Annotated in this window: 12 protein-coding genes, 1 tRNA gene, 3 rRNA genes and 5 pseudogenes; 14 read left to right on the top strand and 7 right to left on the bottom strand. The window is 53.4% G+C overall.

Annotated elements, in window-relative coordinates; translation table 11 throughout:
- Nucleotides 1-293: 293 nt before the first annotated feature.
- The 4 genes and pseudogenes from mioC to ravA form a co-directional block, all read right to left on the bottom strand.
- Nucleotides 294-737 carry an FMN-binding protein MioC gene (gene mioC, locus O1V66_RS17195; protein WP_045048901.1) on the bottom strand — a complete coding sequence of 148 codons (444 nt, stop codon included), beginning with the start codon at nt 735-737 and terminating at the stop codon, nt 294-296.
- Between the two features lie 89 nt (nt 738-826).
- Nucleotides 827-1,288, bottom strand: coding sequence for a transcriptional regulator AsnC (gene asnC, locus O1V66_RS17190; RefSeq protein ID WP_045048902.1), 462 nt, complete (start codon nt 1,286-1,288; stop codon nt 827-829).
- Nucleotides 1,289-1,302: 14 nt separating this feature from the next.
- A pseudogene (viaA, locus tag O1V66_RS17185) lies at nt 1,303-2,761 on the bottom strand (ATPase RavA stimulator ViaA).
- Nucleotides 2,761-4,269: pseudogene (ravA, locus tag O1V66_RS17180) on the bottom strand (ATPase RavA). Before ravA ends, viaA begins: the two co-directional pseudogenes overlap by 1 nt.
- A gap of 321 nt (nt 4,270-4,590) precedes the next feature.
- Here ravA and kup point away from each other — a divergent pair.
- From kup to rbsR, 7 genes and pseudogenes are all read left to right on the top strand, one after another.
- Nucleotides 4,591-6,460 (top strand): annotated as a pseudogene (kup, locus tag O1V66_RS17175) (low affinity potassium transporter Kup).
- Between the two features lie 223 nt (nt 6,461-6,683).
- Nucleotides 6,684-7,103 carry a D-ribose pyranase gene (gene rbsD, locus O1V66_RS17170; protein ID WP_045048906.1) on the top strand — a complete coding sequence of 140 codons (420 nt, stop codon included), beginning with the start codon at nt 6,684-6,686 and terminating at the stop codon, nt 7,101-7,103.
- Between the two features lie 7 nt (nt 7,104-7,110).
- Nucleotides 7,111-8,625: a ribose ABC transporter ATP-binding protein RbsA gene (gene rbsA / locus O1V66_RS17165; protein ID WP_045048907.1), complete on the top strand. Its 1,515-nt coding sequence runs from the start codon at nt 7,111-7,113 to the stop codon at nt 8,623-8,625.
- On the top strand, nt 8,622-9,593 hold the full coding sequence (gene rbsC, locus O1V66_RS17160; protein ID WP_045048908.1) for a ribose ABC transporter permease: 972 nt from the start codon (nt 8,622-8,624) through the stop codon (nt 9,591-9,593). Before rbsA ends, rbsC begins: the two co-directional genes overlap by 4 nt.
- Nucleotides 9,594-9,616: 23 nt before the next feature.
- The gene (gene rbsB, locus O1V66_RS17155) at nt 9,617-10,513 is read left to right on the top strand and encodes a ribose ABC transporter substrate-binding protein RbsB (protein ID WP_045048909.1); all 897 of its coding nucleotides are present in this window, start codon (nt 9,617-9,619) and stop codon (nt 10,511-10,513) included.
- A gap of 52 nt (nt 10,514-10,565) precedes the next feature.
- Complete coding sequence (gene rbsK / locus O1V66_RS17150; protein ID WP_045048910.1) at nt 10,566-11,495, top strand: ribokinase; 930 nt, start codon at nt 10,566-10,568, stop codon at nt 11,493-11,495.
- Nucleotides 11,496-12,514, top strand: a pseudogene (gene rbsR / locus O1V66_RS17145) (ribose operon transcriptional repressor RbsR).
- Nucleotides 12,515-12,566: 52 nt separating this feature from the next.
- On the opposite strand, the gene O1V66_RS17140 reads toward rbsR, so the two are convergent.
- A complete protein-coding gene (locus O1V66_RS17140; protein WP_045048912.1) occupies nt 12,567-13,256 on the bottom strand; it encodes a FadR/GntR family transcriptional regulator in 690 nt (229 codons plus the stop codon).
- Nucleotides 13,257-13,771: 515 nt separating this feature from the next.
- Here O1V66_RS17140 and O1V66_RS17135 point away from each other — a divergent pair.
- The 4 genes from O1V66_RS17135 (at nt 13,772) to rrf (ending at nt 18,898) form a co-directional block, all read left to right on the top strand.
- A 16S ribosomal RNA gene (locus O1V66_RS17135) occupies nt 13,772-15,313 on the top strand.
- Nucleotides 15,314-15,452: 139 nt separating this feature from the next.
- Nucleotides 15,453-15,528: transfer RNA gene (locus O1V66_RS17130), tRNA-Glu, on the top strand.
- Between the two features lie 237 nt (nt 15,529-15,765).
- Nucleotides 15,766-18,670 (top strand): 23S ribosomal RNA (locus O1V66_RS17125).
- Nucleotides 18,671-18,782: 112 nt separating this feature from the next.
- Nucleotides 18,783-18,898, top strand: a 5S ribosomal RNA gene (gene rrf, locus O1V66_RS17120).
- The 16S, 23S and 5S rRNA genes sit together here with 1 tRNA gene alongside, the layout of an rRNA operon.
- A 125-nt stretch (nt 18,899-19,023) precedes the next feature.
- Here rrf and mobB read toward each other — a convergent pair.
- Both mobB and mobA read right to left on the bottom strand, forming a co-directional pair.
- Nucleotides 19,024-19,530: a molybdopterin-guanine dinucleotide biosynthesis protein MobB gene (mobB, locus tag O1V66_RS17115; RefSeq protein WP_045049707.1), complete on the bottom strand. Its 507-nt coding sequence runs from the start codon at nt 19,528-19,530 to the stop codon at nt 19,024-19,026.
- The gene (gene mobA, locus O1V66_RS17110) at nt 19,527-20,111 is read right to left on the bottom strand and encodes a molybdenum cofactor guanylyltransferase MobA (RefSeq protein WP_045049706.1); all 585 of its coding nucleotides are present in this window, start codon (nt 20,109-20,111) and stop codon (nt 19,527-19,529) included. Before mobA ends, mobB begins: the two co-directional genes overlap by 4 nt.
- Nucleotides 20,112-20,405: 294 nt before the next feature.
- On the opposite strand from mobA, the gene O1V66_RS17105 reads away from it, so the two are divergent.
- The 3 genes and pseudogenes from O1V66_RS17105 (at nt 20,406) to polA (ending at nt 25,351) form a co-directional block, all read left to right on the top strand.
- The gene (locus O1V66_RS17105; RefSeq protein ID WP_045049705.1) at nt 20,406-21,392 is read left to right on the top strand and encodes a serine/threonine protein kinase; all 987 of its coding nucleotides are present in this window, start codon (nt 20,406-20,408) and stop codon (nt 21,390-21,392) included.
- A 47-nt stretch (nt 21,393-21,439) separates the two neighbouring features.
- On the top strand, nt 21,440-22,081 hold the full coding sequence (gene dsbA / locus O1V66_RS17100) for a thiol:disulfide interchange protein DsbA (protein WP_269127918.1): 642 nt from the start codon (nt 21,440-21,442) through the stop codon (nt 22,079-22,081).
- A gap of 496 nt (nt 22,082-22,577) precedes the next feature.
- A pseudogene (gene polA / locus O1V66_RS17095) lies at nt 22,578-25,351 on the top strand (DNA polymerase I).
- Nucleotides 25,352-25,478: the final 127 nt, after the last annotated feature.

The raw sequence follows: 25,478 nt of genomic DNA, 5'->3' as shown, positions 1-25,478 counted from the left end.
CCAGGGGATCGTCACTAATTAAAAGAAGATCTTTTTATTTAAAGATCTCTTACTACTAACTCTTATTAGGATCGCGATCCTCTGTGTATAAGTCATTATTGTCTATTTAGATCAATATGCTAGAGAGGATCGAATGCTGTGAATGATCGGTGATCCTGCGCTGTATAGGCTGGGATCTAAATGGCGAGTTATGCACAGCACCACAATCGGGCAAGGGTTGTTAGAGGGATAACTACCGGTTTTACACCGCTTTAAAGCCTAGTTATCCACATCTGATCGCATAATATTTACACTTATCTGAGCAAATTAATCCAGTTCAGTGCCCAAACCTCGGCCGGATCTTCAGGAATTTCGTGCTGGGTCACGTCGATCTCGAGGCGATCACCTATCCTTTTTGCACCCAGATCCGTCAGTTTTTGATCCAGAACGCGGATGGCACCACAGAAAGTGTCATATTCGCTGCTGCCCAGACCGATCGCGCCAAAGCGGACATTGGAGAGATCCGGTTGCTGCTCTTCAATCTGTTCAAGCAGAGGTTGAAGGTTGTCAGGAAGCTCTCCTGCACCGTGTGTCGAGCAGACCACCAGCCAAATACCGTCGGTCGGCAGTTCATATAGTTCAGGACCGTGGAACAGCTGGGTGGAGAAATCGGCTTCTTTCAGCTTCTCTTCTACATGTTCGGCAACATATTCAGCGCTGCCAAGCGTACTGCCACTGATCAGGGTGATGTCAGACATAATGCTCTTACCCGAAAAAAGAATGGCTATTGTACGCTGTGAATCAGCTGGGATCTACCTGTGGATAATAAGGTATTAAAATTTATTGCTCAGGGCTGGATCGTACGCATGATCGGGTTTTGCAAGGAGATTAAGGTTTCGGTTGACTGAATCTCGTCGATAGTCTGGATCTTGTTGATAAGTACCTGTTGCAGCGCATCGATGGAGCGGCACATCACCTTGATGAAGATGCTGTAATGCCCGGTGGTGTAATAGGCTTCAACCACTTCTTCGAGGCTTTCAAGGCGTTTCAGCGCGGAAGGATAGTCTTTGGCGCTCTTGAGAATGATGCCGATAAAGCAGCATACGTCGTAGCCCAGGCGCTTTGGGTCGACGTTGACGCGGGTGCCGGTGATTATTCCGGCCTGCTTCATTTTCTCGACCCGCACGTGAATGGTGCCGGGACTGACGTTAAAGGATTTGGCCAGTTCGGCATAGGCTACGCGGGCATTGTCCATCAATGCGTTGAGTATTCCGCGATCAAGGTCGTCTATCTGGTAGTGGTCGGACATCGTTTTATTCTCGATTAGGGACGTTTCCATCGTCGTTGTACACGGCTTTTCATTCCAGTATCAAAGCGCCAGATGTGGTCAAAGATACGCATTATTGCCGGTTTGCCATAGTGCGACATGGCCAGTGCGTGAAAACGGTGATGATGCTGGTTCTGCTGCTGCCTGACCCGCTTCTGCACTTCGTCGGGAAGACGCTGGGCAATGAAGTCGGAGATTATGACCGCATCGGCGTCCTGCCATTCGGGCGTGGCGAGCTTGTCCAGCGTGGCGGTGAGGCAGGCCGAAAGATCGGTGCCGCCTCTGAAATGCTGCCCGAGAAAGCGCATGGCCTGTTCCAGTCCGCTGCTCGACGTCAGTTCGTAGTGAATCACTTCACTGGCGAACAGCATGATATAGCAACGCCGGTTGTCCGCCAGCGCAATGCGCAACAGCGCCAGACAGAACGCCTTGGCGCACTGGTTCGTTGAAACCGCCCATCGATCCGGAGGTGTCGACACAGACGACGAATGGCCCGCGCGGCTGAGGTTCCTGCTGCTGATACACCACCGGGCGCATCACCACTTTTTCTCGCCAGACATCGCCCTGTAGCTGATAGGTCATCAGCCGTTTCTCAAGCATTCGGCGATAGAAGTCTATCTCCAGTTCGGGAATGCCGAGGGTGGCAAGCTCGGGCGGCAGCAGACGCAGAATATCGTCGCTGTGGTGAATGCCGCTGACCTCTTCGGGCACCGTGGCTGGTTCCCGCACCATGAGACGGTGCGCTTCCATCGTGGTTTCTTCGTGCGGATTGGCCTTGGCCGTCTGGCTGCGGCCGAGCTGTTCGGCCAGCTGCTGCAGCTCGGGTTGCTGTTGCAGGAACGTGCCATAGCGAATCAGGGACTGATAATCGCCGCGCTGACGCCTACCCTTGCTCATATCCCACAGTCGCCCCGCCGCCGCATCGTTTTCTACCAGTAAGGGAGAGAGTTCCCCGCTCATCTCGAGCCGTTGCTCCAACTCGTTTTGCAGTTGTTCCTGTTCCTGTTCCAGCAGTTGATGATGCAGCGTGACCGTCTGAAAGGTGATGTTCAGTCGCCAGCGCTGCATGAACAGCCCGTGGAAACTGGCGCTGGCCGTGCTCGAGGCATTGTTTTGCAGTGCTCGCGCCTCCGTGAGAAAGGGCGAGGTAAACTGCTCGAGCTTCTCGACCGTCTCTTCCAGTTCTGCATGGAAAATGCCCTGCGTGCTCTGCTGGCAGTGTTGATAAAGGTAAAACTCTTTCGCCAGCTCGGGAGGCACCGGCGTGTCGTGGATCCGCTGTTTCAGCCTGAAACGCCATTCTGGAAGATCCTTGGTCAGCGCACGCCTCAATCTCGGGTATTTCTCGAAGAAAACCTGAAGCTGGGGCGTTGCCAGCAGCGTGACGATCAGCTCGTCGATCAGTTCGGCTTCCTTGATGGCGAGCATGACATCCAGCGTTTCGAGGCTAAACATCAGTTTTTGCCAAACAGTTGCTGTTGCTGGGTGAGTTGTTCACTGACTCGAATCAGGCTGGCTTCGATTTTTGCCGTCCACGCCTCGGGAACAAACAGGCAGGGATGATGCTGATTGAACAGCTGGCGCTGACGAGTCAGGGATTCGCCGAGGGTCAGCAGCGTATTTTTCATTTCGTCGGGTACGGTGATGTGCTCGTTGCCCGGCAAGGTCAGATAACTCGGTTGACGGCTGATGTCGAAAATCACCAGTTGCAGTTTGTCGTCGACTTCGACGTCCACAACCTGCGCAAAGCCGATGCCGTTGAGCTTGGCTTTGAGTTGTCCGCCTTTGTTCAGCCATTCTGTCATGGCCTCGCGTTCCACCAGCACGTGCGTGACCTGAATATCATGCAGGTGCAGCGGTTGCTGCAACGAGAGGGTCAGGCTGGTGGAAGAGAGCGATGCTGGCAGATCATACTGGGGTTTTCGGCTGAACATCCCTGATTTTTTTGTGAGTTTTAGCGCCTGGCGTGTGCTTTGCTGCTGCTGATACTGGATCCACTGCTGGTTGAGTTGCTGAATCTTTAAACTTAAGGTCTGCTGCTCGTAGGCTTGCTCGGTAAGGCTCTGCTCTATTTGCGTTTGTAACAAATGATAAGAGCTCATGTCATGCCACAGGCAGTCTTTGAGCAAAATCAGGTCTACCGGCGATACCGACGGGCGTCCGCTAAAGAAGGCGCAGGCCTGAAGCAGGCGCAGGGCTTTTTCCAGCGGCGGTCGGAAACGTAAGGCGCATTGTCGAGCGCACTCAGGCGCTGGCGTAGCTGGAAAACCAGTTCGAAACAGTGATCGGGTAGATGGACCTTTTCAATTTCCGGCTGCCACTGCTGATACTCCTCGTTGCTGATACTCAGGTTTTCGGCCACGGGATGTGTGTTTTCGGAATGACGGCTCGACAAAAGCGAACTGGAAGTTCTGTTTGTCCTGCACGCGGTCCATCCACAGACGGATGAGCATACGGTCATAAAGTGCTTCGAGACCGCCGTCGGCTTCGGGCAACTCATTGGAGGCGCTGACCAGCAGGCGCATCGGAATGGCTTCTTCCGTATCGCCGTTTCTGAAACGCCTTTCATTAATAGCGGTGAGCAGGGTATTCAGAATTGCCGGTCCGGCCTTCCAGATTTCATCGAGAAACACGATTTCGGCTTCGGGCAGATAGCCAGTCGTGAGGCGCAGATAGCGGCCTTCATCCTTTAACGCCTGAATGGAAAGCGGGCCAAAGACTTCTTCGGGTGTCGAGAATCGGGTCATTAAATATTCAAATGCACGCGCATCGCGAAACGCGTATTTTAATCTGCGCGCGATAAGGCTTTTGGCGATGCCCGGCGGGCCAAGCAGAAATACGCTTTCTCCGCACAGCGCAGCCAGCAGACAGAGGCGAATCGCTTCCTGCCGTTCATAAAGACCGTTTTCCAATGCGTTGGCCAGTCGGGTGATTCGTTCTGCCAAAAGTGGTGATTGCGCCATAATGTGTTTTCAACTGCCCCGATAAGTGTCTTTATTAAGGAAATAGTGGACTGCGAGCAGATAATAAACCATGATTTTTTTCGGCGATATAGCTTGTTGATTCGCAATATCTTTCCATTTCGGAAAATGTGATACGGCCGAATGATTTGTTTACTTGTCTTTGTAGTAAAGGGTAGGCAATCTGATTTATTCGTGCATACTGTGCGCCTTTTCGTGGGTTTAAAGGAACTGCCAACCCACATAGCTTACGGATTTTGGGCGAAGAAATTTTTAGCCAAATACTCAAGTCAGCCAAATGACAAAGCATAAAAGAAACCCATTATGAGCACAGAACATAAACGGTCACTTCCTGCAGTAACCCTGGCCGCCATTGGCGTGGTTTATGGTGACATCGGTACCAGCCCACTCTATACCTTGCGCGAATGTTTTTCCGGCCATTACGGGTTTAGTGTTGAACCCAGTGTTGTATACGGCTTTCTCTCCCTGATTTTCTGGCTGCTTATCGTGGTCGTTTCGGCTAAATACCTCTCCTTTGTCTTGCGTGCCGACAACGCCGGTGAAGGCGGGATACTGACGCTCATGTCGCTCGCCGGAAGAAACACCTCGGCGCGTACCACGGCGATTCTGGTGATCCTCGGGCTCATCGGCGGCAGTTTCTTCTATGGCGAAGTGGTCATCACCCCGGCGATGTCCGTGCTTTCCGCGATGGAGGGCCTTGAGATAGCCTCGCCCAATCTGGAACGCTACATTGTTCCTCTTTCCATTGCCGTGCTGACCCTTCTGTTCTTTATTCAGAAACACGGTACGGGGCTGGTGGGTAAACTCTTTGCGCCCGTCATGCTGCTGTGGTTCCTGGTGCTGGCGGTGCTTGGCCTCAACAGCATCATGCATAATCCTGAAGTGCTGCGCGCCGTCAATCCTATGTGGGCGGTCAACTTCTTTATCGAACACAAGTCTTTCTCCTTCCTGGCGCTCGGCGCGGTGGTACTGTCGATTACCGGTGTCGAAGCGCTGTATGCGGATATGGGGCACTTCGGCAAACTGCCTATTCGACTTGCATGGTTTAGCGTCGTGCTGCCTTCGCTGGTGCTGAACTACTTTGGTCAGGGCGCGTTGCTGCTCAAGAATCCCGAAGCCATCAAGAACCCGGTTCTTCCTGCTGGCGCCTGACTGGGCGCTGTTGCCGATGCTGATTCTGGCCACGCTTGCGACCATCATTGCCTCACAGGCGGTGATTTCGGGCGTGTTCTCTCTCACCCGTCAGGCGGTGCGTCTGGGATATCTGCCGCCGATGCGCATCATCCACACGTCGGAAATGGAAGCCGGGCAGATTTATATTCCGGTGATCAACTGGCTGCTCTATTTCGCCGTCGTTATCGTGATTCTCGGCTTTGAACACTCCAGCAATCTGGCCGCCGCGTACGGCATCGCCGTGACCGGCACCATGGTGCTGACCACTCTTCTTTCCTGCACCGTGGCCTATAAAAACTGGCACTGGAAGGGGTTTATCGTGGCGATTCTGGCCGCGATACTGCTGTTTATCGACGTGCCGCTGTTTGCCGCCAACGCCACCAAAATTCTCTCAGGCGGTTGGTTGCCTCTGGTGCTCGCCGTCATGATGTTTGTGGTGATGACCACCTGGAAGAGCGAGCGCTTCCGCCTTATGCGCCGCATGCACGAGCACGGCAATTCGCTTGAGGCGATGATTGCCTCGCTGGAGAAATCTCCGCCGGTACGTGTGCCGGGCACGGCGGTTTACATGTCGCGCGCTATTAACGTCATTCCCTTCGCGTTATTGCACAATCTCAAGCACAACAAGGTGTTGCACGAGCGCGTGGTGTTGCTGACGCTGCGTACCGAAGATGCGCCGTTCGTGCATAATGTCCGCCGCGTGACCATCGAGCAGATGTCGCCGACGTTCTGGCGCGTGGTCGCGAGTTACGGTTTTAAAGAAACGCCGAACGTGGAAGAAGTGTTCCACCGTTGTGGACTGGAAGGTCTGTCGTGCCGAATGATGGAAACCTCATTCTTTATGTCGCATGAATCGTTGATTTTGACCAAGCGTCCCTGGTATCTCTATTTCCGTGGCAAGCTGTTTATCGCTCTGAGCCGCAACGCCTTGCGCGCGCCCGACCAATTCGAGATCCCGCCCAATCGCGTTATCGAACTGGGCACGCAGATAGAGATTTAACCCGTTGCTCCCTCACAACGCCGCAGACTTTCCTGCGGCGTTTTTGTTTCCGGTTTCTGCCCACATTCTCTCCCGAACGACTTCTGCATGAAATACGCCCTCCTTGACCTGCGCCATCGAAACGTTTCGACAGTGATCACAATTTCATCGTTTGCTCATTGCCAGAATCTGGCAAATTCCTAGAATCGACGGCAAGCGAAACGTTTCGCTGCTGGAGCCGATAATGAAGAAAGCCGTATTGTTAAATGCCGATATCTCGCAGGTCGTTGCCTCTCTCGGGCACACGGACCGCATTGTGATTGCCGATGCCGGTTTACCTATTCCCGCCACCACCCAGCGTATCGACCTTGCGCTCACGCACGGTGTGCCGGAATTCTTGCAGGTGTTTTCGGTGGTGACCGACGAGATGCAGGTCGAACATGCCGTGCTCGCCGAAGAGATAAAGCAGCACAATCCCGACCTGCACGAATCGTTGATCGGTCAGTTAAAACGGCTTGAACAGCAACAGGGAAATACCATTACGCTGGAATATGTCAGCCATCAGGCTTTCAAACAGCAGACCCAAACCACGCGCGCCGTCATTCGCAGCGGAGAGTGTTCGCCTTATGCCAACATCATCCTCTGTGCCGGCGTGACCTTCTGAGGCCTCTATGCAACCTTTGCTGCAACTCGCGGGAATCGATAAAGCCTTCCCCGGCGTGAAAGCCCTTTCCGGCGCGGCGCTCAGCGTCTATCCCGGAAAAGTCATGGCGCTGGTGGGTGAAAACGGCGCGGGCAAGTCGACCATGATGAAAGTGCTGACCGGCATCTATCAAAAAGATGCGGGTTCGGTGCATTTCCTCGGCAAGGAAGCCAGCTTCAACGGTCCAAAAGATTCGCAGGAAGCGGGGATCGGAATCATTCATCAGGAACTTAACCTGATCCCTGAATTGACCATCGCCGAAAACATTTTCCTTGGCCGCGAGTTCGTCAACAGGTTCGGGCGGATCCAGTGGAAGAAGATGTATGCCGAAGCCGACAAGCTGCTGGCCCGGCTGAATCTGCGTTATAGCAGTCATCGGCTGGTGGGTGACTTGTCGATTGGCGATCAGCAGATGGTCGAGATTGCCAAGGTGCTGAGTTTCGAGTCCAAAGTCATCGTGATGGATGAACCGACCGATGCGCTGACAGATACAGAAACCGCCTCGTTGTTTAGCGTGATCCGCGAGTTGAGAGCCTCGGGCTGCGGTGTGGTTTACATTTCACATCGCCTGAAAGAGATCTTCGAGATTTGCGATGATGTGACCGTGTTGCGCGATGGCCAGTTTATCGCCGAGCGCCCGGTCAGCGAGCTTCAGGAAGATACTCTTATCGAAATGATGGTAGGACGTCGCCTCGACGAGTTGTATCCCCGTCTGAATCAGCCGCGCGGCCCCCTGCGTCTCGACGTAAATAATCTGTCGGGGCCGGACGTCAACGATGTCAGCTTCAAGCTTTACGGCGGCGAAATCCTGGGCGTTTCGGGATTGATGGGCGCGGGGCGCACCGAACTGATGAAAATTCTTTACGGCGCGCGTCGCAAAACGGCGGGCACTATTTCGCTGGAGGGTCAGGAGATTCAGCCGCGCACGCCGCAGGACGGGCTGGCGAACGGCATCGTTTATATCTCCGAAGACCGCAAGCGGGATGGTCTGGTGCTCGGCATGTCGGTGAAAGAGAACATGTCGCTGACCGCGCTGCGCTATTTCAGCCGAACGGGCGGTGGATTAAAGCATAAGGAAGAACAGCAGACTGTGGGTGATTTCATTCGTCTGTTCAATATCAAGACACCTTCGATGATGCAGCCGATTGGTCTGCTGTCGGGCGGAAACCAGCAAAAAGTGGCGATTGCCCGCGGGCTGATGACGCGCCCGAAAGTCTTGATCCTCGACGAACCGACGCGCGGCGTCGACGTGGGGGCCAAAAAAGAGATCTATCAGTTGATCAATCAGTTCAAGCGCGACGGTCTGAGCATCATTCTCGTTTCCTCGGAAATGCCCGAAGTGATCGGCATGAGCGATCGCATTTTGGTGATGCATGAAGGCGCGTTGAGCGGTGAATTCACCCTCGAACAAGCCACGCAGGAAGCCTTGATGGCGGCGAGCGTGGGCAAGCAATACGGCGTAAAGCAGGAGTATCCGCTATGAGTACCCAGACATTACCGGCCAAGAAGCGCGGCATCAGTAAAGCGTGGTTGTTGGAACAGAAGTCACTGATTGCACTGCTGGTGCTGATAGCCGTGGTTTCGTCGATGAGCCCGAACTTTTTCACAGTCAACAACCTGTTCAATATTTTGCAGCAAACCTCCGTCAACGCCATCATGGCCGTCGGAATGACGCTGGTTATTCTCACTTCGGGTATCGATCTGTCCGTAGGGTCATTGCTGGCATTGACGGGGGCGGTTGCCGCCTCTGTGGTCGGATTCGAATCCAGCGCCATGCTGGCCGTTGTCGCCTCGCTGGGATTGGGGGCCGCGGTCGGCGCCCTTACCGGCGCTATCGTTGCCAAAGGCAAGGTGCAGGCCTTTATCGCCACACTGGTCATGATGTTGCTGCTGCGCGGCGTGACGATGGTGTACACCAACGGCAGCCCTATCAGTACCGGCTTCAACGATGTGGCCGACACCTTCGGCTGGTTCGGCATTGGCCGTCCTCTGGGCATTCCTACGCCTATCTGGCTGATGGCGGTCGTCTTCCTGGCGGCCTGGTACATGCTGCAACATACCCGTCTTGGTCGATACATCTATGCGCTGGGCGGCAACGAGGCGGCAACGCGCCTGTCGGGTATAAGCGTCGATAAAGTTAAAATCATCGTCTACTCCCTGTCTGGCCTGCTGGCGGCGCTGGCGGGAATCATCGAGGTCGCGCGTTTGTCCTCCGCACAACCGACGGCCGGTACCGGTTACGAGCTGGACGCCATTGCCGCTGTCGTGCTCGGCGGAACCAGTCTTTCAGGCGGCAAGGGCCGAATTATCGGCACCTTGATTGGCGCGCTTATTCTGGGCTTTTTGAATAATGGCCTCAATTTGTTGGGCGTGTCTTCCTATTTCCAGATGATTGTCAAAGCAGTGGTCATTCTGCTGGCGGTCCTGGTTGATAACAAAAGCAATAAATAATCTTCCCTACAGGAATCCTTACCATGACAACATCTATGAAGAAAATTGCATTATGGGTCTCGGCGGCGGCATTCACCGCGTCGTTCAGCGCCAACGTATTGGCGAAAGACACTATCGCGCTGGTGGTCTCCACGCTGAACAACCCGTTCTTTGTGTCCATGAAAGATGGCGCGCAGCAGGAAGCCGACAAGCTGGGCTACACCCTGGTGGTGCTGGACTCGCAAAACAATCCGGCCAAGGAGCTTGCCAATGTGCAGGACCTGACCGTTCGCGGCACCAAGCTGCTGCTGATTAACCCGACCGATTCCGATGCGGTCGGCAATGCGGTCGCGATGGCCAATCAGGCGAAAATTCCCGTCATCACCCTCGACCGTCAGGCGTCGAAAGGACAGGTTATCAGCCACGTGGCTTCCGACAACAAAGCCGGCGGTAAAATGGCCGGGGATTACATTGCGAAGAAACTGGGCGAGAATGCCAAAGTGATTGAGCTGGAAGGCATTGCCGGTACTTCGGTGGCCCGCGAGCGCGGAGCCGGTTTCAAAGAGGCAGTCGACGCGCATCACTTCAAGGTGCTGGCAAGTCAACCGGCCGATTTCGATCGTACAAAGGGGCTTAACGTCATGCAGAACCTGCTGACCGCGCACCCGGATGTGCAGGCTGTATTCGCTCAAAACGATGAAATGGCGTTGGGTGCCTTGCGCGCGCTGCAAACCGCAGGCAAAACCGACGTGCTGGTGGTGGGGTTTGACGGCACCGAAGACGGACTTAAAGCGGTGAAAGGCGGCAAGCTGGGTGCAACGGTTGCCCAACGTCCCGATCAGATTGGTATGATTGGGGTCGAAACCGCCGATAAAGTGCTGAAAGGTCAGGCCGTTCCGCCGGTGAATCCGGTCGCGCTGAATCTGGTGACACAACCTTAATCAAGACGGCGCCATCTTTACCGGTGGCGCCGCACATGCAGGAATCAAGGCAATGGACAAGGGTAAACTGGTGGTTCTGGGCAGCATCAATGCTGACCACGTCCTTAATATCAGGCAATTTCCGCAGCCGGGTGAAACCGTGACGGGATCGCACTATACGGTGGCTTTCGGGGGTAAAGGAGCGAATCAGGCCGTAGCCGCCGGAAGAAGCGGTGCCGATATTTCATTTATTGCCTGTGTAGGAAGCGACGATATCGGTGAGCGCGTGCGTCAGCAGCTGGCGAGCGACAACATTGATACCCGTTCCATCGAAGCGGTTGCCGATACCACCACCGGTGTGGCGTTGATTTTCGTCAATGAAGATGCCGAAAATGTTATCGGCATCCATGCCGGAGCCAACAACGCGCTGACCCCTGACTCTCTCCCGCGTTTTGAATCGCAGATTACGCAGGCCTCTGCCCTGTTGATGCAGCTGGAGTCTCCGCTCGAGACGGTCATGGCCGCCGCCCGTTTAGCCAAGGCGCACAAGACGCAGGTTGTCCTGAATCCTGCGCCCGCCTGTGAATTGCCGGACGCGCTGCTGTCGCTGGTGGATATGATAACGCCGAACGAAACCGAAGCCGAAAAGCTGACCGGCGTGAAAGTAACCAACGATGAAGATGCCGCCCGCGCGGCGCAGATACTGCACGACAAGGGGATCGCGACCGTCATTATTACGCTTGGCAGCAAAGGCGTCTGGCTAAGCCAGCAGGGCGTGGGCAAAAATGTGCCCGGCTTCAAGGTAAAAGCCGTCGATACCATCGCCGCCGGTGACACCTTCAACGGAGCCCTGGTCACGGCGCTGCTCGAAGGCACGCCTCTCGATCAGGCTGTACGTTTCGCTCATGCAGCCGCAGCGATTGCCGTAACGCGCGCCGGTGCGCAGTCTTCCGTGCCGTGGCGTCAGGAAATCGACGATTTTCTCGCGCATCAGGAGTCCTAGTTGCCGACCATGAAAGATGTCGCCCGTCTGGCGGGCGTCTCTACCTCCACTGTCTCGCATGTTATCAACAACAATCGCTTTGTGAGCGAGGCTATCCGCGAGAAGGTCAATGCTGCCATTGGCCAGCTCAACTATGCGCCTTCCGCGCTGGCCCGCAGCCTCAAGCTGAATCAGACCCATACTATCGGCATGCTGATTACCTCGAGCAGCAACCCGTTTTACTCTGAAGTGGTGCAGGGGTAGAACGCAGCTGTTACGAACGCGGCTACAGTCTGATTCTCTGCAATACCGACGGCGACGAAGAGCGCCTGAATCGCAGCCTTGAAACGCTGCTGCAAAAGCGGGTCGATGGCCTGATCCTGATGTTTACGGAAAATCATCTCCCTTCGCCCGAGACGTTGAGCCGTTATCCGGCGATTCCCGTAGTCATGATGGACTGGGCGCCGTTTGCCGGGGTCAACGACATCATTCAGGAAAACGCCTTTATCGGCGGCAGGATGGCGACGGAATACCTGATTGCCCAGGGGTATCGTCGTATCGCCTGCATTACCGGTCCGCTGGACAAGACCACTTCGACGCAGCGTCTGGAGGGATATCGTCAGGCCTTGCAGGAGGCGGGAATGACGCGCGATGCCGGGCTTGAGGTCACCGGCGATTTCGAATTTGCCGGCGGATTGTCCGCGATGCAGCAACTGCTGGCGCTGGACGAGCGCCCGGATGCCGTATTTGCCGGTAACGATGCGATGGCCGTGGGCGTTTATCAGGCTATCTATCGGCACGGATTGCGCATTCCGCAGGACATCGCCGTCATGGGATATGACGATATTCAACTGGCGCAATACATGACGCCGCCGCTCACGACGATTCATCAGCCAAAAGACGAGTTGGGCGAATTGGCTATCGATACATTGCTGCACCGAATGAAAGCGCCGGATGCCGAAGCGCAAGTCCTGGTTTTGACGCCGGAGCTTGTGGTGCGTGATTCCGTGGCGGTGAAAGGCAAAGGGAACACAAGGTAGAATAGCTATATATAGAAGGGCTTCTTTATATAGCCGTATAAAGAGAAGAAAATCAGGCGGGGTCGCGCAGTAAAACGGTACAGGCCTGCAATGCCCCCTCGGCATCGCCTGCCAGTATCGCGTCGACTATCTTCTGGTGATGTTCGAGTTTGATAACCTCATTGCCGGTAATCGACCTGAAGTAGCTTTGGTAAACCGAACTGAACAGATTGGCGAAAGAGGTCAGGAATGGGTTCTTTCCGGCCTCGTAAATAAGCTGGTGGAATTGCGCGTCCACGTTTATCCAGCGCTCGCGATCAAAATCCTCATGCAACTCGCGCATTTCCGTCATATATAAAGAAAGCTGGCGTTTCTGTTCCGGGGTTGCCTGCACGGCAGCAAGGGAACAGGCTTGAGGTTCCAGCGCTCTACGCAGCAGAACGAAGTGCGACATCACCTGATCGAAGTTTTCGCGCGTCATCCACCAGGTCAGCAGCTCCTGATCGAGAAAGTTCCAGTTACTCTGCGGCATAACCCGCGTGCCGATGCGCGGGCGAGGCAGCAGCATCCCTTTTGCCGTTAAAGTCTTGACCGCTTCACGCACGGCGGTGCGACTGACTCCGAAGAGTTCACCCAACTCTATCTCGCCAGGCAGAATACTACCTTCCGCATACTCACCAGACAGCACGCGCTGGGCAATATTCTCGGCCAGCAGATAGGAAAGGTTACGTTGAGCAGCCTGTTGTTGGGCATTGAGCGACATTAATTGCATCCTTGGCGAGTGAAGTTCTCTTTATGCAAACTAGTTTACTCCACTACAGGCGAAGTAAAGGGTGAGATTTCGGCTGAAAATGATGCTTTATTGCACGTTCATAGCCTATTTGTAGAAAAAAGAAACGGTCGGAAGATTTTTATTAATTAAGGGTTGCGGCCCTGCGGAAACTCCCTATAATGCCGCTCCAACGACAGGGAACAGCGCAGCAGCAACGCGGTGTGAACGAGTCGGGAAGAATTAAAAATGATGGTGACCGACGAAATAAACGGTTGACATCAAATGAGGAAAGCGTAATATACGCCACCTCGAGTTAGCAAGCGAAAGCGCGTAACTCACTGCTCTTTAACAATTTATCAGACAATCTGTGTGGGCACTCACAAGACGATATCCGCCACCTCGGTGGCAAAAAATATCAAGTCTTAGAGTGACCAAGCAGTAATTCATTATGAATGATGTGAAGTAACTTTGAGCATCGCTGAACTTGTTTCAGCAAATCGAACTTTTAATTGAAGAGTTTGATCATGGCTCAGATTGAACGCTGGCGGCAGGCCTAACACATGCAAGTCGAGCGGTAGCACGGGAGAGCTTGCTCTCTGGGTGACGAGCGGCGGACGGGTGAGTAATGTCTGGGAAACTGCCTGATGGAGGGGGATAACTACTGGAAACGGTAGCTAATACCGCATGATGTCGCAAGACCAAAGTGGGGGACCTTCGGGCCTCACGCCATCGGATGTGCCCAGATGGGATTAGCTAGTAGGTGGGGTAATGGCTCACCTAGGCGACGATCCCTAGCTGGTCTGAGAGGATGACCAGCCACACTGGAACTGAGACACGGTCCAGACTCCTACGGGAGGCAGCAGTGGGGAATATTGCACAATGGGCGCAAGCCTGATGCAGCCATGCCGCGTGTGTGAAGAAGGCCTTAGGGTTGTAAAGCACTTTCAGCGAGGAGGAAGGCGTTGTAGTTAATAGCTGCAGCGATTGACGTTACTCGCAGAAGAAGCACCGGCTAACTCCGTGCCAGCAGCCGCGGTAATACGGAGGGTGCAAGCGTTAATCGGAATTACTGGGCGTAAAGCGCACGCAGGCGGTTTGTTAAGTCAGATGTGAAATCCCCGAGCTTAACTTGGGAACTGCATTTGAAACTGGCAAGCTAGAGTCTTGTAGAGGGGGTAGAATTCCAGGTGTAGCGGTGAAATGCGTAGAGATCTGGAGGAATACCGGTGGCGAAGGCGGCCCCCTGGACAAAGACTGACGCTCAGGTGCGAAAGCGTGGGGAGCAAACAGGATTAGATACCCTGGTAGTCCACGCTGTAAACGATGTCGACTTGGAGGTTGTGCCCTTGAGGCGTGGCTTCCGGAGCTAACGCGTTAAGTCGACCGCCTGGGGAGTACGGCCGCAAGGTTAAAACTCAAATGAATTGACGGGGGCCCGCACAAGCGGTGGAGCATGTGGTTTAATTCGATGCAACGCGAAGAACCTTACCTACTCTTGACATCCAGAGAATTCGCTAGAGATAGCTTAGTGCCTTCGGGAACTCTGAGACAGGTGCTGCATGGCTGTCGTCAGCTCGTGTTGTGAAATGTTGGGTTAAGTCCCGCAACGAGCGCAACCCTTATCCTTTGTTGCCAGCGAGTAATGTCGGGAACTCAAAGGAGACTGCCGGTGATAAACCGGAGGAAGGTGGGGATGACGTCAAGTCATCATGGCCCTTACGAGTAGGGCTACACACGTGCTACAATGGCGCATACAAAGAGAAGCGAACTCGCGAGAGCAAGCGGACCTCATAAAGTGCGTCGTAGTCCGGATTGGAGTCTGCAACTCGACTCCATGAAGTCGGAATCGCTAGTAATCGTAGATCAGAATGCTACGGTGAATACGTTCCCGGGCCTTGTACACACCGCCCGTCACACCATGGGAGTGGGTTGCAAAAGAAGTAGGTAGCTTAACCTTCGGGAGGGCGCTTACCACTTTGTGATTCATGACTGGGGTGAAGTCGTAACAAGGTAACCGTAGGGGAACCTGCGGTTGGATCACCTCCTTACCTCAAGATACGCATTGTGCAGTGTCCACACAGATTGTCTGATAGATGTAAACGAGCAAGAGCACCTGTTGATGCAGTAGGGAAACCTGCGCAGATACGAAAAAGTGCCGGGTCTGTGGATTCGGTGCTGCATTTTCGTGTCCCCATCGTCTAGAGGCCTAGGACACTGCCCTTTCACGGCTGTAACAGGGGTTCGAATCCCCTTGGGGACGCCACTCGACAACGCGTGAAAGACGTTGTCACCGAGTTTTTGCAAACTCATATCTTAAAGATGACTTCAACGAGTCGTGTTTGAGATATTGCTCTTTAACAATCTGGAACAAGCTGAAAAATTGAAACGCTGCAGCTGAAATCTGCCCCCGTAGAAGTATTGGGCAGTGAGTAACCTGCAGCAGAGTCTCTCAAATAATCACGGCTTCGAATGCGTCTGCAAAGACACCTTCGGGTTGTGAGGTTAAGCGACTAAGCGTACACGGTGGATGCCTAGGCAGTCAGAGGCGATGAAGGGCGTGCTAATCTGCGAAAAGCGTCGGTAAGGTGATATGAACCGTTATACCCGACGATACCCGAATGGGGAAACCCAGTGTGATACGTCACACTATCGCATGGTGAATACATAGCCATGCGAGGCGAACCGGGGGAACTGAAACATCTAAGTACCCCGAGGAAAAGAAATCAACCGAGATTCCCCCAGTAGCGGCGAGCGAACGGGGAACAGCCCAGAACCTGAATCAGTTTGTGCGTTAGTGGAAGCGTCTGGAAGGTCGCAGGGTACAGGGTGATACTCCCGTACACAAAAGCGCACAGATTGTGAGTTCGATGAGTAGGGCGGGACACGTGACATCCTGTCTGAATATGGGGGGACCATCCTCCAAGGCTAAATACTCCTGACTGACCGATAGTGAACCAGTACCGTGAGGGAAAGGCGAAAAGAACCCCGGCGAGGGGAGTGAAATAGAACCTGAAACCGTGTACGTACAAGCAGTGGGAGCACCTTCGTGGTGTGACTGCGTACCTTTTGTATAATGGGTCAGCGACTTATATTTTGTAGCAAGGTTAACCGTATAGGGGAGCCGTAGGGAAACCGAGTCTTAACTGGGCGTCAAGTTGCAAGGTATAGACCCGAAACCCGGTGATCTAGCCATGGGCAGGTTGAAGGTTGGGTAACACTAACTGGAGGACCGAACCGACTAATGTTGAAAAATTAGCGGATGACTTGTGGCTGGGGGTGAAAGGCCAATCAAACCGGGAGATAGCTGGTTCTCCCCGAAAGCTATTTAGGTAGCGCCTCGTGAACTCATCTTCGGGGGTAGAGCACTGTTTCGACTAGGGGGCCATCCCGGCTTACCAACTCGATGCAAACTGCGAATACCGAAGAATGTTATCACGGGAGACACACGGCGGGTGCTAACGTCCGTCGTGAAGAGGGAAACAACCCAGACCGCCAGCTAAGGTCCCAAAGTCATGGTTAAGTGGGAAACGATGTGGGAAGGCATAGACAGCCAGGATGTTGGCTTAGAAGCAGCCATCATTTAAAGAAAGCGTAATAGCTCACTGGTCGAGTCGGCCTGCGCGGAAGATGTAACGGGGCTAAACCATGCACCGAAGCTGCGGCAGCGACGCTTAGGCGTTGTTGGGTAGGGGAGCGTTCTGTAAGCCGTCGAAGGTGGACTGTGAGGTCTGCTGGAGGTATCAGAAGTGCGAATGCTGACATAAGTAACGATAATGCGGGTGAAAAACCCGCACGCCGGAAGACCAAGGGTTCCTGTCCAACGTTAATCGGGGCAGGGTGAGTCGACCCCTAAGGCGAGGCCGAAAGGCGTAGTCGATGGGAAACAGGTTAATATTCCTGTACTCGGTGTTACTGCGAAGGGGGGACGGAGAGGGCTAGGCTGGCCGGGCGACGGTTGTCCCGGTTTAAGCGTGTAGGGGGTGTTCCTGGTAAATCCGGTTCACCTTAACCCCGAGGCGTGATGACGAGTCACTACGGTGATGAAGCAGTTGATGCCGCACTTCCAGGAAAAGCCTCTAAGCATCAGGTAACATTGAATCGTACCCCAAACCGACACAGGTGGTCAGGTAGAGAATACTCAGGCGCTTGAGAGAACTCGGGTGAAGGAACTAGGCAAAATGGTGCCGTAACTTCGGGAGAAGGCACGCTGTCACCAGGTGGAGGAACTTGCTTCCCGAGCCGAAGACAGTCGAAGATACCAGCTGGCTGCAACTGTTTAATAAAAACACAGCACTGTGCAAACACGAAAGTGGACGTATACGGTGTGACGCCTGCCCGGTGCCGGAAGGTTAATTGATGGGGTTATCCGCAAGGAGAAGCTCTTGATCGAAGCCCCGGTAAACGGCGGCCGTAACTATAACGGTCCTAAGGTAGCGAAATTCCTTGTCGGGTAAGTTCCGACCTGCACGAATGGCGTAATGATGGCCAGGCTGTCTCCACCCGAGACTCAGTGAAATTGAACTCGCTGTGAAGATGCAGTGTACCCGCGGCAAGACGGAAAGACCCCGTGAACCTTTACTATAGCTTGACACTGAACATTGAGCCTTGATGTGTAGGATAGGTGGGAGGCTTTGAAGCGTGGACGCCAGTCTGCGTGGAGCCAACCTTGAAATACCACCCTTTAATGTTTGATGTTCTAACTCGGCCCCATAATCTGGGGTGAGGACAGTGTCTGGTGGGTAGTTTGACTGGGGCGGTCTCCTCCCAAAGAGTAACGGAGGAGCACGAAGGTTAGCTAATCACGGTCGGACATCGTGAGGTTAGTGCAATGGCATAAGCTAGCTTGACTGCGAGAGTGACGGCTCGAGCAGGTACGAAAGTAGGTCATAGTGATCCGGTGGTTCTGAATGGAAGGGCCATCGCTCAACGGATAAAAGGTACTCCGGGGATAACAGGCTGATACCGCCCAAGAGTTCATATCGACGGCGGTGTTTGGCACCTCGATGTCGGCTCATCACATCCTGGGGCTGAAGTAGGTCCCAAGGGTACGGCTGTTCGCCGTTTAAAGTGGTACGCGAGCTGGGTTTAGAACGTCGTGAGACAGTTCGGTCCCTATCTGCCGTGGGCGTTGGAAGATTGAGAGGGGCTGCTCCTAGTACGAGAGGACCGGAGTGGACGCATCACTGGTGTTCGGGTTGTCATGCCAATGGCATTGCCCGGTAGCTAAATGCGGAAAAGATAAGCGCTGAAAGCATCTAAGCGCGAAACTTGCCTCGAGATGAGTCTTCCCTGGGGCTTTGAGCCCCCTGAAGGGACGTTTAAGACCAAGACGTTGATAGGCTGGGTGTGTAAGTGCAGCGATGCATTGAGCTAACCAGTACTAATGACCCGTGAGGCTTAACCTTACAACACCGAAGGTGTTTTGAAGAGACGCAGTTTTAACTATCAGCTTGTTCAAAGATTGGTTTTCATGGCCGGCCCGCAGTAGGGGAAGGCGGTGGAAATAAACAGAATTTGCCTGGCGGCAGTAGCGCGGTGGTCCCACCTGACCCCATGCCGAACTCAGAAGTGAAACGCCGTAGCGCCGATGGTAGTGTGGGGTCTCCCCATGCGAGAGTAGGGAACTGCCAGGCATCAAACAAACGGAAAAACCTCAGTCGAAAGACTGGGGTTTTTTTGTGTCTGCGAATCATGACAAACCCCAGGGAAAGGCCCCCGTCTCTCGACGCGGGCCTTTTTATTTGCCTAAAAAACCTGTTTAAACTGAATCTCCAAGCCATTCGCCGATAAAATCGCCGATCTCGGCTACATTATTGAGGTCAAATTGCGGGATATTCACTGCGAGAGGCTTATCTGTCGCGATGGCAATCACAAAATCATCAACTAAACCGTCAATATCCTTGCCGCTCGCCTCTCGAAACAGGGCAATTTTCGCAATTTTTTCGTGCTTGAAGCCTTCTACCAAAATGATATCGAGCGTCGATTCATCAAATCGGCTGGCTAAATAGTGCAGATCCAGTGTCTCGGCGGCAGGTGTTTCGGTCATGAGCGCCCAGCGTTGGCTACTTGCCACCATGGTTTGGTCTGCGCCCGCCTTTCTCAATTCAAAACTGTCTTTGCCTGGCGTGTCGACGTCAACAGAATGATGACTGTGCTTGATAAGCCCTACGCGGATATTGTGGTGACGCAGATAAGGTATGAGCTGCTTGAGCAAGGTGGTTTTCCCAGTTCCGCTTCGTGCAACAATGCCGAGAAGCGGGATCATGGCGTAGTCCTCATCGAATTCTGCCACGCTGCAACCTCATCAGGTGTATTGAGATTGGAAAAATATTCTTCTTTATCAAAGCGTACTGGCTGGGCATGACAGTGTTTAAAGAACAACATCACCTTTCTTTCGCCTCGCGTCAGGTAATCTTCAAGCACCGGTATCAGACTTTTATGGAGCAGACAAAGCGCCGGATGCGCGCGATTCGCGTCTTCGGCATAGGCCGCCAGCGACAGGCCTTTACCCTCCCAGAGACGAGCGACCAAGTGCTCGGGGAAGGCGGGAGCATCACACGGAACGAAGACAACCCACTCTGTTTCACTGGCAATCAATCCTGCCAGCATGCCGGATAACGGCCCTGCAAAGTCGGGGATGACATCCGAAATGGTAGGATAACGCGCCGCATAACGGTCCTGATGGCGATTACAGCTGACCAAAACGGTTTTGACCTGCAATTCGAGTTTTCTGCCGATATAGGCAAACAGGGGCTGCCCGTCTATTTCTACCAAGCCCTTGTCTTGTCCCATTCTTGTCGAACGGCCGCCTGCCAGGATGACGCCCGTAATCTGCCTGCCAATCATGTTATTGCTCCTTTGCGCTGCATCTATTCATTTTAAAGCCAGGCCATTCACATTGCTGCGAAAAAACGCCTGTTGGCCATGACAGAATAAACGCTAAAAATGCGCCCTATTGTCACGACAAACTGCATTAACAGATTAAAACGCCGGGAAACAGGCTGTCAAAACGGCAATTTTACGCCTGCGAGGGATCCTCCAGGATTGATGTAAACTTATGTGAACTTCATGCTTGAGGCTAAAAATTGATGATACTATTTCCGACTATCGTTTTGCTCTCTGGCCAATCTGAATGAAGTTATGAATAATTCTGCTTTTAATTTTCAGGCACTGTCTCCAGACCTTATCCTTGATGCGCTGGAAAGTGTAGGCTTGATTGCCGAGTCAGGTTTGACCGCGCTCAATAGCTACGAGAATCGGGTTTATCAGTTCCTCGACGAAAATCGTCAACGCTATGTGGTGAAGTTTTATCGTCCCGAGCGCTGGCGTGCCGAACAAATCGAAGAGGAGCATCGTTTTTCTCACGATCTCTCTGCCGTAGAAATTCCCGCCGTTGCTCCCGTTTCCCTTCAGGGCAAAACGCTTCACCACCATCAGGGCTATATGTTCACGCTCTTTCCGAGCATTGGCGGTCGACAATACGAAATAGATAATCTCGATCAACTCGAAGGCGTCGGGCGTTTTCTTGGCAGAATCCATCAGGTCGGCAGCGAAAATCTCTTTACGCATCGTCCTACTATGGATTTGACCGAATATCTGGTCGAACCCCGTAATGTTCTCGCGAGCAGTGAGTTAATTCCCGCAAAACAGCGCGCTGCATTTCTCACGGTGCTGGATTCATTAATCGCCACAGTAGGTGAATATTGGCATCACGACTGGCAACCACGCCGATTACACGGCGATTGCCATCCGGGCAATATTCTGTGGCGCGACGGCCCGATATTTGTCGATTTGGATGATGCCCGTAATGGTCCTGCCATCCAGGATTTATGGATGCTGTTGCATGGTGAACGCAGCGAGCAGCTTATCCAGCTGGATACTTTACTTGAGGCCTACGGCGAATTTAGCGATTTCGACAACCGTGAACTCGCTCTGATTGAACCGCTACGTGCAATGCGCATGGTCTATTATTTGGCCTGGGTAACTCGTCGCTGGCAGGACCCCGCCTTCCCGAACAGTTTCCCCTGGATGAAAGATGAGGATTTCTGGTTAGGTCAGGCGGCAGCATTTAAAGAACAAATTAATAAGTTACGGGCACCACCTTTACAGTTGATGCCAATGTACTGAGCAACGAAATAAGCTTTATATAATTATTTAAACGGAGATGGATGAGTATGAAGAACCTTTTTTCTGCCAGAAAGATAATGCTAGCTCTAATCGGAATGGTATTGGCCTTTAGTGCATCGGCCGCTCAATTTTCTGAGGGTACGCAATATACGAAACTGGATAAGCCATTGGCGAGCGAGCCGCAGGTTGTCGAATTTTTCTCGTTCTACTGCCCGCACTGCTACGAATTCGAACAGGTATGGCATGTTTCCGACAACGTGCGTAAAAACCTGCCGCAGGGCGTGAAATATGTGAAGTATCACGTCGAATTCCTGGGTCCATTAGGTAAGCAGCTGACTCAAGCCTGGGCTGTAGCCATGGCGCTGGGTGTTGAAGATAAAGTCAGCCCGCTAATGTTTGATGCGGTGCAGAAATCACAAACCGTCAAAACCGAAGCCGACATTCGTGACGTCTTTATTAAAGCCGGTGTTAGCGGTCAGGATTACGATGCTGCCCTTAATAGCTTCGTTGTAAAATCTCTGGTCGTGCAGGAAGAGAAAGCCGCTGCCGATTTTGGTTTGCAGGGCGTGCCTTCCGTTTATGTTAACGGCAAGTATCAGATTAAAAACGATGGCCTCGACACCAGCTCGATGGACGCGTACGTGAAACAGTTCTCTGATGTAGTCAATTTCCTGACAACACAGAAATAAGCCTCTTTATAAACGCCGGCATCGCGCTGGCGTTTATATTTCCACCCCCTTACTCGTCCCCGTATTATTCGTTTAAAACCTGTCTGCTTTTTGAACAACTCCCTTTGATTACGCTTTATCTTAATCACCTAAATCGTCATAAATATCGCCGTGTTCAAATTCTATTTTTCATGCCGGAATGACGGATTCATTATTACGTTTTATTTTATATCCACAATGAAGATTAAATAAAAATGACAGCCTGAAGAGCGCCGTCAGCCGTATAACTCAATGATTACCGGCCTTATATCGATCCCTTCTGATATAGGCAACATGAATCGGTGATCGAGATAGAATTTTACTCACAAAGTTATCCACAGGAAGATCCTGCGATAAACCTCGCAGGATCAACATCAAATTTCCTTTCAAGGTTCGCCTTTAACCTCAGCTATGGCATGCTTAGGGGTATGACATGCCACGTATAAAGAAGAGTTATGGCCCAGATTGCTGAAAACCCCTGATCCTGGTAGACGGTTCGTCTTACCTTTACCGCGCCTACCATGCGTTCCGCCGCTCACCAATGGTGCGGGCGAACCCACGGGCGCGATGTACGGCGTGCTGAACATGCTGCGCAGCCTGCTGTTGCAGTATCAGCCAAGCCATGTCGCCGTCGTGTTTGACGCCAAAGGCAAAACCTTCCGCGACGAGCTGTTTGCCGAATATAAATCGCATCGTCCGCCAATGCCCGATGACCTGCGCGCCCAGATCGAACCACTGCATCAGATGGTCAAGTCAATGGGGCTGCCGCTTCTGGTCGTTGCGGGCGTCGAAGCCGACGATGTAATAGGGACGCTGGCGCTCGAAGCCGAGAAGGCGGGTCACAGCGTGCTGATTAGTACAGGTGATAAAGACATGGCGCAGCTGGTTACGCCCGCTGTGACCCTGATTAACACCATGAACAACGCGATTCTGGGCCCGGATGAAGTGATAACCAAGTATGGCGTTCCTCCCGAGCTTATTATCGATTATCTGGCGCTGATGGGCGACTCGTCGGATAACATCCCGGGCGTTCCGGGTGTGGGCGAGAAAACTGCGCAGGCGCTGTTGCAGGGCATTGGCGGTCTTGACGCGCTGTACGGCGATCTCGACAAAATTTCGACCCTCGGTTTCCGTGGTTCAAAAACCATGGCTGCCAAGCTTGCCGACAACAAAGAGGTGGCCTACCTGTCTTATCAGCTCGCGACCATCAAGACCGATGTCGAGCTGGAGATCACCTGCGCCGATCTCACCGTGAGTGAGCCGAATGATGAAGAACTCAAGGGGCTGTTCGAGCGCTACGAGTTCAAACGCTGGCTGGCCGATGTCGATCAGGGTGGCTGGTTAAACGGCAAGAAAGGCGTCGCCGCAGCGAGCAGGAAAGGGGCTGTACCCAACGTTGAAAGCAGCGCTGCAACCGCTGTAGAGCGCGCTCAGCTCCCGCAGGAGGGGTATGTCACCATCCTCGACCAGGAGACGCTGGATCAATGGCTGGTATTGCTGAAAAATTCCGAGGTGTTCGCGTTTGATACCGAAACCGATGGGCTGGATACGCTGACCGCCAATCTGGTCGGCCTCTCTTTTGCCATCGAACCCGGCGTTGCCGCCTATCTGCCGGTCGCGCATGATTATCTGGACTCGCCAGCCCAGCTCGATCGCAACGAGGTGCTCAAACAACTCAAGCCGCTGCTCGAAGATCCGGCGCAGGCCAAGGTCGGACAAAACCTCAAGTTCGATCGCGGCGTGCTGCTGAAGTATGGCATCGAGCTTCAGGGCATCAGCTTCGACACCATGATCGAGTCCTATGTTCTCGACAGCGTTTCGGGTCGTCACGACATGGACAGCATGGCCGACCGCGTACTGGGTCACAAGACCGTCACCTTCGAAGAGATTGCGGGCAAAGGTAAAAATCAGCTGACCTTCAACCAGATTGCGCTGGAGCAGGCCGGGCCCTACGCTGCCGAAGACGCCGACGTCACGCTGCGTCTGCATCAGGAGATGTGGCCAAAGATTGCCAAAGAGCCGGGCCTGAAAACGGTGTTTACCGATGTCGATATGCCGCTGGTCGCGGTGCTGTCGCACATCGAGCGCACCGGCGTGCTCATTGACCAGAATATCCTGGCCGCGCACTCCAAAGAGCTGGCGCTGCGCCTGAACGAGCTTGAAACTAAAGCGCACGAACTCGCAGAAGAGCCGTTCAACCTCTCTTCAACCAAACAGTTGCAGGCAATTCTGTACGAGAAACAGCAGTTGCCTATCCTCAAGAAAACCCCTGGCGGCGCACCGTCTACCAATGAGGAAGTTCTGGCCGAGCTGGCACTGGACTATCCGCTGCCCAAGGTGATTCTCGAGTATCGTGGCCTGGCCAAGCTGAAATCGACCTATACCGACAAGCTGCCGCTGATGATAAGCCCTGAAACGGGTCGAGTGCATACCTCCTATCATCAGGCGGTCACCGCAACCGGGCGTCTGTCTTCAAGCGATCCCAACCTGCAAAACATTCCGGTTCGCAACGACGAAGGACGTCGTATTCGTCAGGCCTTTATTGCCCCTGAAGACTACTGCATCGTCGCGGCCGACTACTCGCAAATCGAGTTGCGCATCATGGCGCATCTGTCGAAAGACAAAGGGCTGCTGGATGCCTTCTCCGAAGGGCAGGATATTCACCGCGCCACGGCGGCCGAAGTCTTTGGCACCGAAGTGGAAAAAGTTACCGGTGAGCAGCGCCGCAGTGCCAAGGCCATCAACTTTGGCCTGATTTACGGCATGAGCGCCTTTGGCCTGTCGCGTCAGCTGAATATTCCGCGCAAAGAGTCGCAGCGTTATATGGATCTCTATTTCGAACGCTATCCGGGCGTGCTTGAGTACATGGAGCGCACCCGCAAGCAGGCGTCCGAGCAGGGTTATGTTGAAACGCTGGACGGCCGTCGCCTGTATCTGCCCGACATCAAGTCCAGCAACGCCATGCGTCGCAAAGGTGCCGAACGCGCCGCCATCAATGCTCCGATGCAGGGCACGGCTGCGGATATCATCAAACGCGCCATGATTAAGGTAGCCGACTGGCTGGCAACCCCCGATGCTCCCCGCGCCCGCATCATCATGCAGGTGCACGATGAACTGGTGTTTGAAGTGCACAAGGATGACCTTGAAAGTGCAAAGGAAACAATCCGCCAGCTTATGGAAAGCAGCATGACGCTCGCCGTACCGCTGCAAGTTGATGTCGGTGTCGGTGAAAACTGGGATCAGGCTCACTAAGTGACGATAAAATAAGCTGATTTTGTAATTAAACAACATCAGTTAGGTGAAAAAGGATGAGGCTGATCGCATATCCCTCAACTTTTGTGTAAGTAAACTACAAAAAATACTTTTTCATCTCAAAAAA

It is taken from the genome of Rouxiella chamberiensis, assembly GCF_026967475.1.
GTDB lineage: Bacteria > Pseudomonadota > Gammaproteobacteria > Enterobacterales > Enterobacteriaceae > Rouxiella > Rouxiella chamberiensis.
The sequence above is the reverse complement of the archived record's forward strand: the minus strand, read 5'-3'. Positions and strand labels throughout refer to the sequence as shown.

Bases quoted from the DNA above. Each gene is read 5' to 3' on its own strand.
- mioC (WP_045048901.1), bottom strand. From the start codon at position 737: ATGTCTGACATCACCCTGATCAGTGGCAGTACGCTTGGCAGCGCTGAA.
- asnC (WP_045048902.1), bottom strand. From the start codon at position 1,288: ATGTCCGACCACTACCAGATAGACGACCTTGATCGCGGAATACTCAAC.
- rbsD (WP_045048906.1), top strand. From the start codon at position 6,684: ATGAAGAAAGCCGTATTGTTAAATGCCGATATCTCGCAGGTCGTTGCC.
- rbsA (WP_045048907.1), top strand. From the start codon at position 7,111: ATGCAACCTTTGCTGCAACTCGCGGGAATCGATAAAGCCTTCCCCGGC.
- rbsC (WP_045048908.1), top strand. From the start codon at position 8,622: ATGAGTACCCAGACATTACCGGCCAAGAAGCGCGGCATCAGTAAAGCG.
- rbsB (WP_045048909.1), top strand. From the start codon at position 9,617: ATGACAACATCTATGAAGAAAATTGCATTATGGGTCTCGGCGGCGGCA.
- rbsK (WP_045048910.1), top strand. From the start codon at position 10,566: ATGGACAAGGGTAAACTGGTGGTTCTGGGCAGCATCAATGCTGACCAC.
- O1V66_RS17140 (WP_045048912.1), bottom strand. From the start codon at position 13,256: ATGTCGCTCAATGCCCAACAACAGGCTGCTCAACGTAACCTTTCCTAT.
- mobB (WP_045049707.1), bottom strand. From the start codon at position 19,530: ATGATCCCGCTTCTCGGCATTGTTGCACGAAGCGGAACTGGGAAAACC.
- mobA (WP_045049706.1), bottom strand. From the start codon at position 20,111: ATGATTGGCAGGCAGATTACGGGCGTCATCCTGGCAGGCGGCCGTTCG.
- O1V66_RS17105 (WP_045049705.1), top strand. From the start codon at position 20,406: ATGAATAATTCTGCTTTTAATTTTCAGGCACTGTCTCCAGACCTTATC.
- dsbA (WP_269127918.1), top strand. From the start codon at position 21,440: ATGAAGAACCTTTTTTCTGCCAGAAAGATAATGCTAGCTCTAATCGGA.